Raw genomic sequence first — 14,894 nt, 5'->3', positions numbered from 1 at the left:
TATGGTCGTAGGAGATTTTGCAATTGAATTAGATACATTAGTAGTTGGTGCGGGACCTGGTGGCTATGTAGCTGCCATCCGCGCTGCTCAAACAGGACAAAAAGTAACAATAGTAGATAAAGGAGCACTTGGTGGTGTGTGCTTAAACGTTGGCTGTATTCCGTCAAAAGCTTTGATTGAAGCTGGTACACGTTATAGCCAAGCGAAGAACTCTGAAGAAATGGGTATTATCACTAAAGAAGTATCAGTTGACTTTGAGAAAGTTCAAGAGTGGAAAGCTGGTATTGTTAACAAGTTAACTTCAGGTGTTGAAAGCTTATTAAAAGGTAATAAAGTTGATATTGTTAAAGGTGAAGCATATTTTGTAGATCGTAATACTGTTCGTATTATGGATGATAAATCTTCACAAACATACACATTCAAAAACTGTATAATCGCAACAGGATCTACACCAATTGAAATACCATCATTTAAATTCTCTGATCGAATCTTAGACTCAACAGGTGCTTTAGCACTTAAAGAGATTCCTAAGAAATTGGTTGTTATCGGTGGAGGATATATTGGTACTGAACTAGGTGCAGCCTATTCTGACTTCGGTACAGAAGTAACGATTTTAGAAGGTGCAAGTGAAATCTTAAGTGGTTTTGAAAAAGATATGACTGCAGTTTTAAAACGTAACTTGAAGAAGAAAAATGTTCAAATCATTACTAATGCTATGGCTAAGAGCTCTGAAGAAACAGATACAGGAGTTAAAGTCACATATGAAGCTAAAGGTAAGGAAGAGACAATTGAAGCTGATTATGTTCTTGTAACTGTAGGCCGTTATCCAAATACGAGAGAAATTGGTCTGGAAGAAGTAGGTATTGAATTAGATGAACGTGGTCTAGTGAAGATTGATAAGCAATGCCGTACAAATATTGATAACATCTATGCGATCGGTGATATTGTTGCTGGTCCACCACTAGCTCATAAGGCATCTTATGAAGGGAAAATTGCTGCAGAAGCAATCGCTGGAGAAAAATCTGAAATTGATTACAATGGTATTCCAGCAGTTATGTTTGCTGCTCCTGAAATTGCTTCAGTTGGTTATACAGAAGCAGAAGCTAAAGAAGCAGGATTTGATGTTAAAGCATCTAAATTCCCATTTGCAGCTAATGGTCGTGCATTATCATTAGGTAATACTGATGGATTTGTCCGTCTAGTTACACGTAAAGAAGATGGACTGATCTTAGGTGGTCAAGTGGTAGGTGCGAACGCAAGTGATATTATTTCAGAAATTGGCTTAGCAGTTGAAACAGGTATGACAGCTGAGGACTTAGCATTAACAATCCATGCTCACCCAACTTTAGGTGAAGTGACAATGGAAGCAGCTGAAGTTGCAACTGGACGTCCAATTCATATTATGTAATTTATCCCCAATGCCAGTCGTTCATTTCGAACGACTGGTGTTTTTTTGTCTGTAAATCGTTTATAATAGTGAATATAATCGAAAGGAAGAGGGAGTGCAGCTAATGAAATATGGCAAAATGATGTTCATCGTTAGTCTTTTATTCATCCTATTTTTAGTCGGATGTAATGAAAAACAAACGATAAAGGATGATGAAGTAATTGATGAACCTGAAGTTGAAGTAGAAACAGATGAATCAGACAACGAAGATTCAACTGATGACTTGGATGAATCAGAAGTTGATGATGTTACTCAAGATGATTCATTAGAAAATCTTGATGATGATGATTCTGAAGTTGAAGTGATGTATCAAATTAATCAAGCAAATTGGGCTGTGGAGCCAATAACTGATGAAGCAGATAGTAATGTTGTCTTGCTTACTATTGATGATGCGCCTGACAAGTATGCATTAGAAATGGCTAAAACTTTGAAGGAATTAGAAGTTCCAGCAATCTTCTTTGTCAATGGTCACTTTATTCAAACAGAGGAAAAGCATGAAATTCTAAAAGAAATTTATCAAATGGGCTTTAGTATTGGTAACCATACATATACACATCCTAATCTTGGTCAAATCTCAGAAGAAGAGCAAAAACAAGAAATTATTGAACTGAATGATCTTATTGAAGAAATCATTGGTGAACGTCCGAAATTTTTCAGAGCACCATTTGGTGTGAATACTGACAATACGAAACAGGTTGTTGAACAAGAAGGTATGGTATTAATGAACTGGACCTATGGTTATGATTGGGAATCTGCATACATGGAAGCAGATGCATTAGCAGATATTATGGTTAATACTGAGTATTTGCGTGACGGTGCTAACCTTTTAATGCACGATCGTGAATGGACAAGCGGTGCATTAGCTGATATCGTAACTGGTTTAAGAGACAAGGGTTATGACTTTGTCGATCCTAACCAAATTCAACGACCTTCAAAATAGAGTGAAGGGTAGCGTGGTATTGTGAATTATCATTATCCAATCGATCCTAATTGGACTACTGAAGAGACGATTGCTGTAGTAGAATTTTTAGCATTAATAGAGCAAGCGTATAACGGCTCTGTTTCAAGGCAAGCATTATTAGATCGATATCGGAAATTCAAAGAAATTGTACCAAGTAAAAGTGAGGAAAAAACAATTGGTAACGCATTTGAAAAAGCCTCAGGCTATTCACTTTACCGTACAATTCAAAAGGCAAGAAATGAAGAAAAAAACAAAATAAGTATAAAATAGTTTTGAATAACGTTGTGACAAAACGATATACGAAAACGGAAAAGAATTCAGTTAATACTGGATTCTTTTTTCATTATAATCATTTAAAATAACTTCGAGCTATTTTCCTGTAGATTCTATTCTAGGTGGCACTTATTTTAAAGTGACTAATGGAAAAGATAACGTAGGGTGCATATTTCGCTAATATTTGCTAGACTAATATTAGCGAAAGGATGATTACTTTGGTATATTTTGAAAAAGATTCTGTTTATCAATCTGCACGCGAATGGGTATTAGCGGCAGGGGAAATCATACGTTCAACGATTGACGATCCAAGAGAGGTTGATACAAAGAAGAATGCAAATGACCTCGTTACAGAGATGGATCGTAAAGTTGAAGCATATTTTGCAGAAAAAATAAGAACCACGTATCCGGATCACTTGATTTTATCAGAGGAAGGTTTTGGCGATCAGGTTGATGATTTAAAGGGTACGGTCTGGATAATTGATCCGATTGACGGTACGATGAATTTCGTCCATCAAAAGCGAACATTCGCAATTTCTTTAGCGATATTTCACCAAGGAATTGGAGAAATAGGCTTTATTTATGATGTAATGGCAGATATCATCTATGAAGTAAAGAAAGGCGAAGGAGCATATAAAAACGGTCAAAAACTAGCTCCACTGACAGATAAGAAAAATTTATCTGAATCAATATTAATGCTGAATCATTTATGGTGTACACCTAATGATCAGGTTAATCATCTGAAGCTAGGTGAGTTAGTAAGAACAGTAAGAGGAGCAAGGTCTTACGGATCTGCTGCATTAGAATTTGCTTATTTATCTGAAGGAATTGTTGATGCCTATATTTCATTTCATCTGCAACCTTGGGATTATGCGGCAGGCGTTATTCTTTACGAAGAGGTTGGCGGACAAATCGTTCAAGCTACTGGTGAACCGTTAACTTATCTAAAGCAAGAGCCGACAGTTGCTGGACATCCTAATATCGTTAATCAGATAATTGAAGATTATATTGAGTTAAAATAGAAAAGCCGATCCATTACTGAATGTATGGATCGACTTCTTTTTTTTCTTGATATAAACGAAACTTACCAGTAGCATGTCTTGCTCTTGTTTTAATCGCGATACGCTCATCACAAGTCGGACATAAATAGAGATGTTTACGTCGGTTAAGCATATGCTTGGCTAAAATTGAATTATTGTCAATATAATTTACTTTATCACAAAGTGGACATTTTACATCCATGTGGATCTCACCCCAATGGCCAAATTAAAACTTATTTATCTACTATAGTTTAACATAAAACAACAAAAATTAATAATTGTATTATTTTGTTTATATTATCTGAAATTAGGGGATATTTTTAGTATAAATAAAAGGGGTGATTCAGATTGAAAAGAAACGCCATTTTAATTGCAATGATTTCAGCTATATGCAGTGTACTATTGATTATTGGTATGCGCCGTGATGTATTGGGTCGGTTAAATAATTTAAAACGATCCATGCAGTTAAGGAATAACACGTATTTTCCGATTCAAGAGGCAGGCCATCCTTATTCTGATAACCTAGAAAATTCAAAGATGGTTAGTGAAGGTTCTCAATACGGTATTGATTACTACAATCGCCTTCAATAAGACGCGTTCGCCCTTCGACATTTTTCTTAATTTAGATGTCTATAGTTGGTTTGAGGAAAAATTACTAAACCGTTGTTACGCGTTGGTGAAGGTAGTTTAATAATGGCTATATAACTTGCTTTTTCACTGATAAAGCTTTAATATGGTAAGAGTAGACATTATGGGGAGGGATTTCATTGATGCAAAAAGCAGTTGTTAATAATGCAAATAAAGCTTATGCCCTTCTTAAGGCTGATGCAGATAAAATATTAAAGCTTATTCAGGTTCAAATGGATAATTTAACAATGCCTCAATGCCCTTTATACGAAGAGGTTTTAGATACTCACATGTTTGGATTGTCTAGAGAAATCGACTTTGCCATCCGAATGGATCTTATTAAAGAGCATGAGGGCAAGGCGTTACTGGATAATTTAGAAAAACAGCTTAACAAAATTCATGAAAGCCATAATAAAAATAATAACAATATCTTATATTAATAAAATCATAACGATTTAGATTGATAATTTTATTTAATAAGATAACTAGACCATAAATCAAAGGATTAGCAGACAATTGCTAATCCTTTTTTAATGCCATAATTTATTTTGCTTTCTGGATTAAATTTTAAAGTTAAATTTAATAATGCCGAGCTCTTTTGCAGATGTAAAGACAATAGATACAACTGGTCCAATTATAAAGCCAAATAAGCCAAATAATTTCAAACCAATATACATCGATATTAATGTCGTTAACGGTGATAATCCCATTTGAACGCCCATTACCTTAGGCTCAACTGTTCGACGGATAGCAAGTAAAATTAATGCCAATACAGCTAATTGAATCCCAACAAGAGTCGATCCAGTTAAAAACATATAAATTGACCATGGAGCTAAAATAACGATTGAACCAATAATTGGTATTAAATCAATAATCCAGATCACTAATGACATAATCAAAGCATACTCAGGAACAATAATAAATAAACCAATCAAACTGACAGCAAAGATTATTAAACTAACCAAAAACTGTCCTTTAAGGAATCCGAATAATACACTCTTTAATCGATTACTTACATATTGAATCTTTTCAGCACTTGCTTGACTGAACATTTTATAAAAGTTAGCAATAATTAACGGTAAATCTAACATGAATAAAAATAATCCAATTAAATAAACGATAAAACTAACAATATAAGTCGGAATCGTTGCAACAAAACTAGCGACTCGGTCTACACGAAACGTATTTCGAAGCGAGTCAGTCAATGCATCTGCACTAGTGCGGATCCCTGCATTAACCTCATTAACAAATTCACTTGGTAAATCAGCCATGAACCGTTCAAGTGAATTACCCCAATCGACTAAAATGTTATTAATCTGAATGATGTATGTTGGTGTATTTTCAGCTAATGATACGAGCTGTCTCACTAAGCTTGTAATCGAATAATAACCAACTAAGATAATTAATAGCATAAAAATTGTAAAAACTATTGTTACACTTAATTTCCGTCCAATTCTTAAAAACTTTTGACTTAAACGTACCAGTGGGTTCAAAGATAATGCAGTAACAAATGCTACTACTAAAGGAACGGATATAGGTAAGATAAAGAAAAATAAGAACAAACCAACTATCGTTAAGATAATTAATGTCCATATTTTTTTATTAAAAAAATTAGCCACTTGCATCCCCGCTTTCTAATTGTTTCAAAATAATCTGTTTTTATTAGTGTGTAATACTATGAAACGCTTACTTACTTTACAGAACTATACCATGTTTTCAACTTTAAGAACAGAACTTTATCATAAATTATTATGAACATAACATAAAGAATTGTTGACTAGATCATACTAACCAGTGTAGACAAAAATGTCTAAAAATAAAATAGTGGAGGTTATTTAAACAGTGGTAAACGTAAAAGATATTATGTCTTCTGATTTAGTAGTTTGCACACCTAATGATACGATTCGAGATGTAGCGCTATTGATGGCGAAAGAAGATGTCGGAGCTTTACCTGTATGTGAGGGTGATCATGATTTAATAGGCATTGTTACTGATCGTGATTTAGTCATTCGTGGTTATGCGCAAGGCATGACGCCAGAAGACCAAGTAGAACAATGCATGACAGAAGATTTGATTACTTGTCATGAAGACACATCGTTAAGTGAAGTTGGTGAATTAATGAGTGAGAATCAAATTCGCCGTGTTCCTGTTGTGAGTAATAATCGTTTAATCGGCATGGTTTCATTAGGAGATCTTGTAACAGAGGAATATTCCGACCATATAGCAGCAGAGGCATTACAAGATATATCAGAACATGATCATTTTCATTAAAGAGATACAAGTAAAGTTGGCCGATTGGCCGACTTTATTTGTATCCATTTATTTTAGGTGACATGCTGAGTTACATAGGCATAGATTATATAAAAAGACTGTTTAGGAGGTGACAAAATTGTCTAAATTAGAACTACACCCAGATGTTAAAGCATTTAAAGAATTCGCTGAAAAACACCCGAAATTGATTCGATCTGTACGATCTGGCGAGCATGATCTTAAATACTACTTTAAACATTATCAAAAATATGGAGAAGCCGATTCGTTTTGGGATCAATTTCGTGATGAAGCAAAAGAATCCGAGAGTAAAGCTAGCCAAGATAAAAAGAAAAAGTGGTCAGATCAACTAAAAAACTTACTAGATAAGATAGAACTTGATAATATCGATCAACACCTAAAACAAGCAGACTCTGCAATTACTGAACTCAAAAAGCTCATTACTCATTTTTCTGAAATTAAAGCAAGTGCTGCTCAAAATCAAGTACAAACACCACATATTCCACAGCCTCCACAGTTTCCACCTGGAGGGATGAACCGGCGCTTTTTTTGATCTCGGACTTTTAATATCTTAAATAACTGATATAATTGTGTTCATGGAGGTGCTGATCATGTTGGCAACTGTAGAAATAATTGAGTTACTAGATTTAACAGATGAATTATCAGATATGATTAACCAATCAGAACAAATGATAAATTATATAGAGAAGAAAAAACAGCTTAAAGAGGATGAAGCGGCACAAAAGCTAATCAAAGCCTTTGAAGAGAAAAAACAGCAATATGAAGAAGTTCAAAGATTTGGTCGATACCACCCAGATTATCGTCAGATTACAAAGGAAACGAGATTACTAAAGCGAGACGTTGATATGCTTGATGCTGTTGCTAAATTTAAGATTGCAGAACGAGAACTACAAATGCTCTTAGACGATATTAGTGAAAAAATAGCTCATAGTGTGAGTAAGCAAATTATGGTCCCACGTGATGGCGCATTATTTACAGATGTAGGTTGTGGTCACGGTGGTAGCTGTGGATGTAATGCTTCATAAATATTAGAATGTTCATCAGTAGAAAAAGAGAGGGTTAATATGATAAGAACAAAACGTCAAGGTTTAATCGTCTGGTTTAAGCAGATGAAAAACGTGAAACAATTAAAACGACATGGTCACCTTATATCTGTATCTCGTAAATTAAGATACGCAGTTATTTATGTAGATCAAGATCAATTAGAAGATCGGGTTCAAAAGTTAGAGAGATTACCTTTCGTTACGAAAGTTGATCGTTCATACAAACCTTTCATTAAGCAAGAATTTGATAAAACAAAAATTGATGAAGCAAAAGAGTACGACTATAAAATGGGAATTTAATTCAAATAAATATTGCGATAAAAAAAGCCTGCAGAACATTAGTCTGCAGGCCCTTTTTAGTTCTTGATAGGAACTAAAAAGGCAAAGGGAGAGGAGAAACCGGAAAAAGCGCCTATGGGGAAACGTAGGCTGATTCCGTCTTCCTGAAGTGGTTAAATCTATAACGGCACTTCATTAGCTAAGATTACCCTAAATCACACAATTTTATTCAAAATTATTATAATTTTTATTTTTTATTGAATAATTGTCGATCTTGGTTTTTCGACTCTTTTCATGTTAAGATTGGAAAGTACCAAAGTCAATAATTGAACGATGCTAATGAGGTGATGATATGCGTGTCATATCTGGAAAATTGAAAGGGCGATCAATTGAAACGATCAACGACCATTCAACAAGACCAACATCTGATAAAGTAAAAGAGTCTTTATTTAATATTATCGGACCATATTTTAGTTCGGGGAAAGTTTTAGATCTTTTTGCAGGTAGTGGTGGATTGGGAATTGAAGCAATAAGTCGAGGGGCCGATCATGCCATCTTTGTCGATCAACAAAGGCGAGTAGTTCAGGTTATTAAAAAGAACTTAGCATCATTAAATATCACTGAACAAGCAGAGGTATACCAAAATGATGCATTTAGAGCGCTTAAAGCACTTGGGAAAAGGAAGGTTAAATTTAATTATATCTTTATTGATCCCCCTTATAATAAAAACGTTTATCAGCTTTTAATGGAAGAGATTGTTAAGCAAAATATTATCTCAAATGATACAATCATCGTTTGTGAGCATGATCAAAAATTAAACCTAGCTGATCAGATCGCCCTATTTAAGAAAACAAGAACTGAAAAATATGGTAGCTCTATTGCCATATCATTTTACAAGAGAAAGGACGAAGAAAATGAGTAGTCGATTAGCAATATGCCCAGGAAGTTTTGATCCGATTACATACGGACACTTAGATATTATTGAAAGATCAGCGAAAGTATTTGATCATGTGATTGTTGCAGTATTTCATAATGAATCTAAATCTCCGCTATTTTCAATCGAAGAACGTATGGATTTAATTAGTGAAGCCACTAAACATTTGCACAATGTATCTGTTGATAGTCACGGTGGATTATTGATGGATTATGCAAAAAAGAAAAAAGCCAATGCCTTAGTTAGAGGTTTACGTGCCATTAGTGACTTTGAGTATGAATTGCAAATTACATCAATGAACCGAAAACTATATGAAGAAATAGAAACATTTTATATTATGGCAAATAATAAGTATTCATTCCTAAGCTCTAGTGTTGTAAAGGAAGTTGCTAAGTTTAATGCTAATGTGTCTGATTTAGTCCCAGAAGCAGTTGAGAAGGCATTAAAAGAGAAGTTTAATTTAAATTAAGTACTAAAGAGAGAGTCAAACAAATTATTGACTCTCTCTTTTTACCGTTAATTGACGATATATTTTGATGATTAAGTAAGTCCATAAGCCCAATATTGTTATTAACGCACCGTAATTAGCTAATACATGAACGACAAATTGCCAAAAATGGTTGGAGATTATATTTAGTACTGGAACTGCTTCACCAATCGGTAGGTCGCTTGTTAAATTAATTAATGGGAAAATTAATATGACTAAAATTGTCGCAAATCCAATTTGAATAAATCGACCAAAAAGGTACGCTTTATATCGAATATCCGTATCCGCTAAAATACTTGCTACTTGTGCATGAACACTTAACCCATTGAATGCTAGTAAAATGCTAATAAGCAGTGTTTTAACGATGAGAGGATGATTAATAAATTGGGAAATTTGCTTAATACCTAATGTGATTTCAACAATACCAACTGAAAATGGTAAAGCAAGTATGTCTGGAAGCCTGATTAATGTAAAAATTCCCTTAGCAAGCTCACTGACCCAAACTAAAAGATTCGTTTCAATTAAAATTGTTGATACGACTGAAAAAATAAGAATAAATCCACCTATCATTAATGCCGATTCAATCGATTTGACCACAGCATCTCCGAGTAATTTTCCAAATGGCTTGTGTTGCTTTAATCTTGTATCGTGTAAAGTGTTAAAAGCTTTTTTGAAAATATTTCTACTATTATCTACATATCTAACACGTTCATCATTTTGTTGATAAAATCGCATGATAATACCAACACATAAGTTACTACCATAGTGCACAGTCGCAAGTAAAAGTCCTAATCTAGGTTCGTTTAAAAAACTGACAGCGACTACCGCGATTATAAAAATCGGATTAGACGCATTAGTAAATGCGACAAGTCGCTCAGCTTCTATTCTACTAATATAACCTTCTTGCCTCATTCGAGCAGTGAAATTAGCTCCAGCAGGATACCCACTCGATAATCCGATTGCCCATACGAAACCACCAATCCCAGGAACGTTAAATAGTGGTCGCATGACCGGTTCAAGTAGTACACCGATAAAATGAACGACACCAAAACTAATTAATAGTTCTCCAGTAACGAAGAAAGGGAGTAGTGAAGGGAAGACAGAGCTTGCCCATATATCTATACCACGTTTACTTGCTTCAACGGTTTCAGTAGGCATGATCAGAAGACAAACTGCAAATAATAATGTTCCTGATGCAAATAGAATCGATTTAATTTTTGCCCTCATAATATCCACTCCTTGAATGAATTGTTAACAATTGTCTATACAATTAATCTAAAAAAGAGTAAAATAACACTTATGTAGATTCTAATAGTCTCTGTTTACTATACGCTTGTCCTTAGTCAGAATATGATAAAAGATGTGAATTTGCTCATTACGAAGAAGTTATGAGCATAGCTATATCTAAATCTTAAAGGGGGTTTTTAAACTTGCACCAACAAAAAAGATTTGTAAGATTTATTCTACTTATTGGATTAATAATTGTATTAACGAACATACCTTTACCTTATTACATATATAGTCCAGGTACTGCAGAACCTTTAAATCCAGTTGTACGTGTTGCTGAAGCAACTGAAAGTGAAGGAGATTTACACCTTGTAACAGTTAGAGGTGGCCGAGCAACGCCTATTTCTTTTCTTATGGCGAGTTTTTCGAAGTATCGAGATATTCATCATCTAGATGACCTCTTTCCGGAAGGTTATGATCGCCAAACTTATATAGAAGCACAATTGCAACTAATGGAAAGTTCTCAGGAGGCTGCTCTTGTTGTTGCTTATCAAGCGGCTGGTGAAGAGATTGATGTTCAATACGAAGGCGTTTATGTCGTATCAGTTTTAGACGATATGCCAGCTGAAAAGGTCTTGAAAGCGGCTGATAAAATTATTGAAGTAGAAGGTATCACGATAATTGATGCAGATCATCTAATAGAGACAGTAGATCAGTTTGAAGTAGGGGATGAAGTTAGTTTTCTGATTGAACGTGATGGAGATCGATTTGAAACGAAGATTGAACTTGTTCCATTCCCTGATCAACCAGAGAAGCATGGTATTGGCATTCAGCTCGTTACAAATCGCGAAATTGAGTATGAGCGTGAAATTGAATTTGCTAGCGGTGATATAGGTGGCCCAAGCGCAGGACTTGTAATGGCACTAGAAATATATGATCAATTAGTTGAGGAAGATTTAACTAAAGGGTTAAAAATTGCCGGCACAGGTGAGATAGATTATAACGGTAATGTGTATCGAATTGGTGGAGTAGATAAAAAAGTAATTGCCGCGCATCGAAGAGGTTGTGATATTTTCTTTGTCCCATATGAGCATGGAAGAGAAAATTCAAACTATGAGGTAGCTAAAGCTACTGCTGAAGATATTGGAACGGATATGGATATTGTTCCAGTAGATCATTTTAATGATGCTTTAGACTATTTGAAGTAATCGCATCTATTGGATGAAAATCAAAGTACGTTATTTTCTAGATAGTAATATAATAAAATCTATTTTTCATAAACAAACAACCTGAACGAATATGTTGAGTTAATCCTTGTCGAGTACAGCGGAGTTTACTCAAACAATTGATTGTTCAGGTTGTTTTTTACTTTTGGTGTTGTATTCTTAGTTACACTTTAAATGGCGGAGTAAGTTCCTGTTTCCATAATAACTGTTGAGCTTCAAATTTTAATGGCAGATAGTAAATGGATGATGCTTTTTCATCAATTGCTAACTGATCAGATTGTTTTTTCTTTAATTGACTAATGAAATTTAGTTCAGGTGTATTTTTTAATTGATTTAGATAGCTTTGTCCAGCATGATTCATCGCTAGTATGCGAATGTCATTTATTTCGTCAATCGTCTTTAGTTGTCTAGATACTTCATCTTTAGTTAATTGTAATAACAGATGGACAAATAATCGTTGTAGCCTCGTTTTGGTATAACGTTTAGTTTGGGTTTTTTCGATAAATTGTGCAAATGAATGACTAGCGATAATCATTTTCTTTAATCGATGCTCGATACCTTCCTCCATACCATGTATTTGATTAAGTTGTTCGAATGAGTCACTCATTATTCGGTATTTTAATAACGGAAAGTATAATTCCCAATCATGAAACAAATCGGTTATTTTATAATAGTTCAAAAGCAACTGATAACTCGATTCTGGCATCGATAATGATTCGTGAGTTTCTCCGGTAAAAGACTGAGAAAGTTGCTGACGAATACTTGTTGCACTAGTAATTGGATAAGATAATTGTGTTTGATGATAATTTGCCTGAATTCGTTTAATTGTATCAATCTTAAGATTAGGATTGATTTGCTGTTGTGCCTTTATGTAACTAAGTCCTAAAATATTGTTAGGCATTTTTAGATCTAATGTCTGATTTGATCCAATTACTTCTAATGCGATGGTGTGAGCTGTAGGATAATTCGCGCCTTTTTGCAATTGTCGTTTTAACTCTTGATCATAACGCGTTTGATTTTTCTTGATTTGATCATATGTGTTAATAAAGGGCTCAATCTGCCCCTGTTCACTACCAAAGATAATTTGATCGACTTTCATTGTATTCAATATACTGATAGCTCCGTAAGCAAATATATCGCTATGTTGAACCGTATAGACAGTTGGTAGTTCAATGACAAGATCAACACGTTGCTTCACTGCCATTTTTGCACGGGTAAATTTATCTACAATTGCTGGCTCACCACGTTGCAAAAAGTTCCCGCTCATTACAGCAATTACGAGCTCAGCGTTTGACTTTAACTTAGCTTGTTCGATATGATGTAAGTGCCCATTATGGAGGGGATTATATTCAACAATTAAACCGACAGCTTTCATACAAATCACTCCTATCTTAAACATTGTACCACAATCATTTAGCCTGATTAAAAAACTTATTTTTAAACTGTAAAGAAATTATATTGACAAATGACTTGTTTCCTTTTAAAATAAACTTTGTGCTTTCGAGGTGATCGCAATGAAAATTCCACTTCAAAAGTTGATTCATTCGGATGGTTTAACGATTGAAGCTACTGTTGATTTATCTGAGCTCGAACAACAAAATAACGATATACGAAAAATAGGACCTGTTAATGTCAAATGTGAGTCCTTGAAGCAAGATGGTTTATTCCATATTAACTTGCACATCACAGGGGAAATGATTTTACCTTGTGCGAGAACTCTTATTGATGTACCTTATCAATTTGACATTCAAACACTAGAACTATTTTCTGATGATCAGTATTTTGAAGAGAGTGATGAATCAGATATTCACAAAATTGAAGGAGAAATCCTTGACTTAGAGCCCTATATCAAGGAAAATGTTATATTAGAGATTCCATTTAGAGTCTATGCTTCTGAAGATCAAATTGAAGAAAATGCATTGTCATCTGGTGATGGCTGGTCTGTTATGACAGAGGAACAAAATGCTGATAAGATTGATCCGAGGATGGCGAAATTACAATCATTATTAAATGATCAGAAAAATGAAAATCAATAAAGATAAATGTAGACAAGTCACTTCCATTCTTTATCTAATGGGATTTTCGTTTTGGAAGTGAAGGAGGTGTAGGAAATGGCAGTACCAAAGAGAAGAACATCTAAAAAAGTTAAAAATCAAAGACGTACACATAAAAAACTACATGTACCAGGAATGGTTGTATGTTCAAACTGTAACGAACTAACTAAACCTCATCATGTTTGTAAAGCTTGTGGCCATTATGATGGTAAAGAGGTTGTTGAAGCTTAATATTACCAATCTAAAAGAATGTCAACTCAATTATGAGTTGGCATTTTTTTATATGCATATCTATTCCAGTTGTTTATAAAATCATTATTCTATCATTGACTGATTTAGCATATAGATAAACTAAACCGATAGATCGATCAAATGATTAGTCAATTCCATTGATTTTTGATTTCTATAAGACGACAAGTTCAAAAGATAGAAATTGAAAGTATAAGGATAAAGTAAACTGGAATAAGGAGCGAGAGTATATGAGAGTGAATCGACAAGATGCGTGGACTAAAGAGGAAGATTTATTACTAGCAAATACTGTGATTGATTATATTAAAAAAGGTAATACACAGTTAGAAAGTTTTAAACATGTAGCGGAAAAATTAAATCGAACCCCAGCGGCGTGTGGCTTTAGGTGGAACGCAACAATTAGGAAACGCTATACTGATGAGATTGATGCTGCTAAAGAAGCGCGTAAAAAAGTTGATATTGAAGTTCCAGAACTTGATGTGCAAGACGATAAGTTAAGCTCGATTAAATCTGTAGATCAAGCAATTAAGTGGTTAGAACAACTAAAACAAGACACGAAAAATCAACTCTTAAACAATCAAGATCAGGTGCTTACGTCATATATTGATGAAAATAAAAAAATGAAAGAAGAGCTTGCTAACTATCAGCTGTTAATTAAGAAGATTAAATCATTAATTGATGAGTTTGTCATTATCGAAAATGAGCTAATGAAATAATTTTTAATCATGATTAAATTTATTTACAATCAGGTTTTGACG

The 14,894-nt window shown here is 34.2% G+C and carries 20 protein-coding genes; 16 read left to right on the top strand and 4 right to left on the bottom strand.

Annotation, left to right across the window (positions count from 1 at the left end):
• Position 1: 1 nt before the first annotated feature.
• From lpdA to AXY_RS08235, 4 genes are all read left to right on the top strand, one after another.
• On the top strand, positions 2-1,408 hold the full coding sequence (lpdA, locus tag AXY_RS08250; RefSeq protein ID WP_015010346.1) for a dihydrolipoyl dehydrogenase: 1,407 nt from the start codon (positions 2-4) through the stop codon (positions 1,406-1,408).
• A 103-nt stretch (positions 1,409-1,511) separates the two neighbouring features.
• Complete coding sequence (locus tag AXY_RS08245) at positions 1,512-2,387, top strand: polysaccharide deacetylase family protein (protein WP_015010345.1); 876 nt, start codon at positions 1,512-1,514, stop codon at positions 2,385-2,387.
• Positions 2,388-2,408: 21 nt separating this feature from the next.
• Positions 2,409-2,678: a UPF0223 family protein gene (locus AXY_RS08240; protein WP_015010344.1), complete on the top strand. Its 270-nt coding sequence runs from the start codon at positions 2,409-2,411 to the stop codon at positions 2,676-2,678.
• Between the two features lie 221 nt (positions 2,679-2,899).
• Positions 2,900-3,703 (top strand): inositol monophosphatase family protein, encoded by an 804-nt coding sequence (locus AXY_RS08235; protein WP_015010343.1) that lies wholly within the window; start codon positions 2,900-2,902, stop codon positions 3,701-3,703.
• A gap of 13 nt (positions 3,704-3,716) precedes the next feature.
• Here the strand turns inward: AXY_RS08235 and AXY_RS08230 are convergent, their stop codons facing one another.
• On the bottom strand, positions 3,717-3,923 hold the full coding sequence (locus tag AXY_RS08230) for a YlaI family protein (protein ID WP_015010342.1): 207 nt from the start codon (positions 3,921-3,923) through the stop codon (positions 3,717-3,719).
• A 146-nt stretch (positions 3,924-4,069) separates the two neighbouring features.
• Between AXY_RS08230 and AXY_RS08225 the strand changes: the two genes are divergently transcribed.
• Positions 4,070-4,312 (top strand): hypothetical protein, encoded by a 243-nt coding sequence (locus tag AXY_RS08225; RefSeq protein WP_015010341.1) that lies wholly within the window; start codon positions 4,070-4,072, stop codon positions 4,310-4,312.
• Positions 4,313-4,491: 179 nt separating this feature from the next.
• On the top strand, positions 4,492-4,788 hold the full coding sequence (locus AXY_RS08220; protein WP_015010340.1) for a YlaN family protein: 297 nt from the start codon (positions 4,492-4,494) through the stop codon (positions 4,786-4,788).
• A gap of 120 nt (positions 4,789-4,908) precedes the next feature.
• Here the strand turns inward: AXY_RS08220 and ytvI are convergent, their stop codons facing one another.
• Entirely contained in the window at positions 4,909-5,973 is a 1,065-nt protein-coding gene (gene ytvI / locus AXY_RS08215; protein WP_015010339.1) for a sporulation integral membrane protein YtvI, read from the bottom strand.
• 217 nt (positions 5,974-6,190) lie between these two features.
• Here ytvI and AXY_RS08210 point away from each other — a divergent pair, with 217 nt between their 5' ends.
• From AXY_RS08210 to coaD, 6 genes are all read left to right on the top strand, one after another.
• A complete protein-coding gene (locus tag AXY_RS08210; RefSeq protein ID WP_015010338.1) occupies positions 6,191-6,619 on the top strand; it encodes a CBS domain-containing protein in 429 nt (142 codons plus the stop codon).
• A gap of 118 nt (positions 6,620-6,737) precedes the next feature.
• Complete coding sequence (gene ylbD, locus AXY_RS08205) at positions 6,738-7,169, top strand: YlbD family protein (protein WP_015010337.1); 432 nt, start codon at positions 6,738-6,740, stop codon at positions 7,167-7,169.
• A 58-nt stretch (positions 7,170-7,227) separates the two neighbouring features.
• The gene (locus AXY_RS08200) at positions 7,228-7,662 is read left to right on the top strand and encodes a YlbF family regulator (RefSeq protein ID WP_015010336.1); all 435 of its coding nucleotides are present in this window, start codon (positions 7,228-7,230) and stop codon (positions 7,660-7,662) included.
• 39 nt (positions 7,663-7,701) lie between these two features.
• Entirely contained in the window at positions 7,702-7,980 is a 279-nt protein-coding gene (locus AXY_RS08195; protein WP_015010335.1) for a YlbG family protein, read from the top strand.
• Positions 7,981-8,311: 331 nt separating this feature from the next.
• The gene (rsmD, locus tag AXY_RS08190) at positions 8,312-8,881 is read left to right on the top strand and encodes a 16S rRNA (guanine(966)-N(2))-methyltransferase RsmD (RefSeq protein WP_015010334.1); all 570 of its coding nucleotides are present in this window, start codon (positions 8,312-8,314) and stop codon (positions 8,879-8,881) included.
• Complete coding sequence (gene coaD / locus AXY_RS08185) at positions 8,874-9,362, top strand: pantetheine-phosphate adenylyltransferase (protein WP_015010333.1); 489 nt, start codon at positions 8,874-8,876, stop codon at positions 9,360-9,362. Before rsmD ends, coaD begins: the two co-directional genes overlap by 8 nt.
• A 24-nt stretch (positions 9,363-9,386) precedes the next feature.
• Here coaD and ylbJ read toward each other — a convergent pair whose 3' ends face one another.
• Positions 9,387-10,607 carry a sporulation integral membrane protein YlbJ gene (gene ylbJ, locus AXY_RS08180; RefSeq protein WP_015010332.1) on the bottom strand — a complete coding sequence of 407 codons (1,221 nt, stop codon included), beginning with the start codon at positions 10,605-10,607 and terminating at the stop codon, positions 9,387-9,389.
• A 203-nt stretch (positions 10,608-10,810) separates the two neighbouring features.
• Here ylbJ and AXY_RS08175 point away from each other — a divergent pair, with 203 nt between their 5' ends.
• On the top strand, positions 10,811-11,815 hold the full coding sequence (locus tag AXY_RS08175) for a SepM family pheromone-processing serine protease (protein ID WP_015010331.1): 1,005 nt from the start codon (positions 10,811-10,813) through the stop codon (positions 11,813-11,815).
• Positions 11,816-11,996: 181 nt separating this feature from the next.
• On the opposite strand, the gene AXY_RS08170 is transcribed toward AXY_RS08175, so the two are convergent.
• Positions 11,997-13,208, bottom strand: a complete 1,212-nt coding sequence (locus AXY_RS08170; protein WP_015010330.1) for a nucleotidyltransferase — start codon at positions 13,206-13,208, stop codon at positions 11,997-11,999.
• A gap of 139 nt (positions 13,209-13,347) precedes the next feature.
• On the opposite strand from AXY_RS08170, the gene AXY_RS08165 reads away from it, so the two are divergent.
• The 3 genes from AXY_RS08165 (at position 13,348) to AXY_RS08155 (ending at position 14,852) form a co-directional block, all read left to right on the top strand.
• Positions 13,348-13,869 (top strand): YceD family protein, encoded by a 522-nt coding sequence (locus AXY_RS08165; RefSeq protein WP_015010329.1) that lies wholly within the window; start codon positions 13,348-13,350, stop codon positions 13,867-13,869.
• 75 nt (positions 13,870-13,944) lie between these two features.
• Positions 13,945-14,118: a 50S ribosomal protein L32 gene (gene rpmF / locus AXY_RS08160; protein WP_015010328.1), complete on the top strand. Its 174-nt coding sequence runs from the start codon at positions 13,945-13,947 to the stop codon at positions 14,116-14,118.
• Positions 14,119-14,366: 248 nt separating this feature from the next.
• Positions 14,367-14,852 (top strand): Myb-like DNA-binding domain-containing protein, encoded by a 486-nt coding sequence (locus AXY_RS08155; protein ID WP_015010327.1) that lies wholly within the window; start codon positions 14,367-14,369, stop codon positions 14,850-14,852.
• Positions 14,853-14,894 lie beyond the last annotated feature (42 nt).

The organism is Amphibacillus xylanus NBRC 15112 (assembly GCF_000307165.1).
Lineage (GTDB): Bacteria > Bacillota > Bacilli > Bacillales > Amphibacillaceae > Amphibacillus > Amphibacillus xylanus.
Note: the sequence above shows the minus strand (reverse complement) of the source record. Positions and strands in the feature narration are given on the sequence as shown.

Coding starts and splice junctions, on each gene's coding strand:
- ytvI (WP_015010339.1), bottom strand. CDS start 5,973: ATGCAAGTGGCTAATTTTTTTAATAAAAAAATATGGACATTAATTATC.
- AXY_RS08230 (WP_015010342.1), bottom strand. CDS start 3,923: ATGGATGTAAAATGTCCACTTTGTGATAAAGTAAATTATATTGACAAT.
- lpdA (WP_015010346.1), top strand. CDS start 2: ATGGTCGTAGGAGATTTTGCAATTGAATTAGATACATTAGTAGTTGGT.
- coaD (WP_015010333.1), top strand. CDS start 8,874: ATGAGTAGTCGATTAGCAATATGCCCAGGAAGTTTTGATCCGATTACA.
- AXY_RS08245 (WP_015010345.1), top strand. CDS start 1,512: ATGAAATATGGCAAAATGATGTTCATCGTTAGTCTTTTATTCATCCTA.
- AXY_RS08170 (WP_015010330.1), bottom strand. CDS start 13,208: ATGAAAGCTGTCGGTTTAATTGTTGAATATAATCCCCTCCATAATGGG.
- ylbJ (WP_015010332.1), bottom strand. CDS start 10,607: ATGAGGGCAAAAATTAAATCGATTCTATTTGCATCAGGAACATTATTA.
- AXY_RS08195 (WP_015010335.1), top strand. CDS start 7,702: ATGATAAGAACAAAACGTCAAGGTTTAATCGTCTGGTTTAAGCAGATG.
- AXY_RS08155 (WP_015010327.1), top strand. CDS start 14,367: ATGAGAGTGAATCGACAAGATGCGTGGACTAAAGAGGAAGATTTATTA.
- rpmF (WP_015010328.1), top strand. CDS start 13,945: ATGGCAGTACCAAAGAGAAGAACATCTAAAAAAGTTAAAAATCAAAGA.
- AXY_RS08165 (WP_015010329.1), top strand. CDS start 13,348: ATGAAAATTCCACTTCAAAAGTTGATTCATTCGGATGGTTTAACGATT.
- AXY_RS08220 (WP_015010340.1), top strand. CDS start 4,492: ATGCAAAAAGCAGTTGTTAATAATGCAAATAAAGCTTATGCCCTTCTT.
- rsmD (WP_015010334.1), top strand. CDS start 8,312: ATGCGTGTCATATCTGGAAAATTGAAAGGGCGATCAATTGAAACGATC.
- AXY_RS08200 (WP_015010336.1), top strand. CDS start 7,228: ATGTTGGCAACTGTAGAAATAATTGAGTTACTAGATTTAACAGATGAA.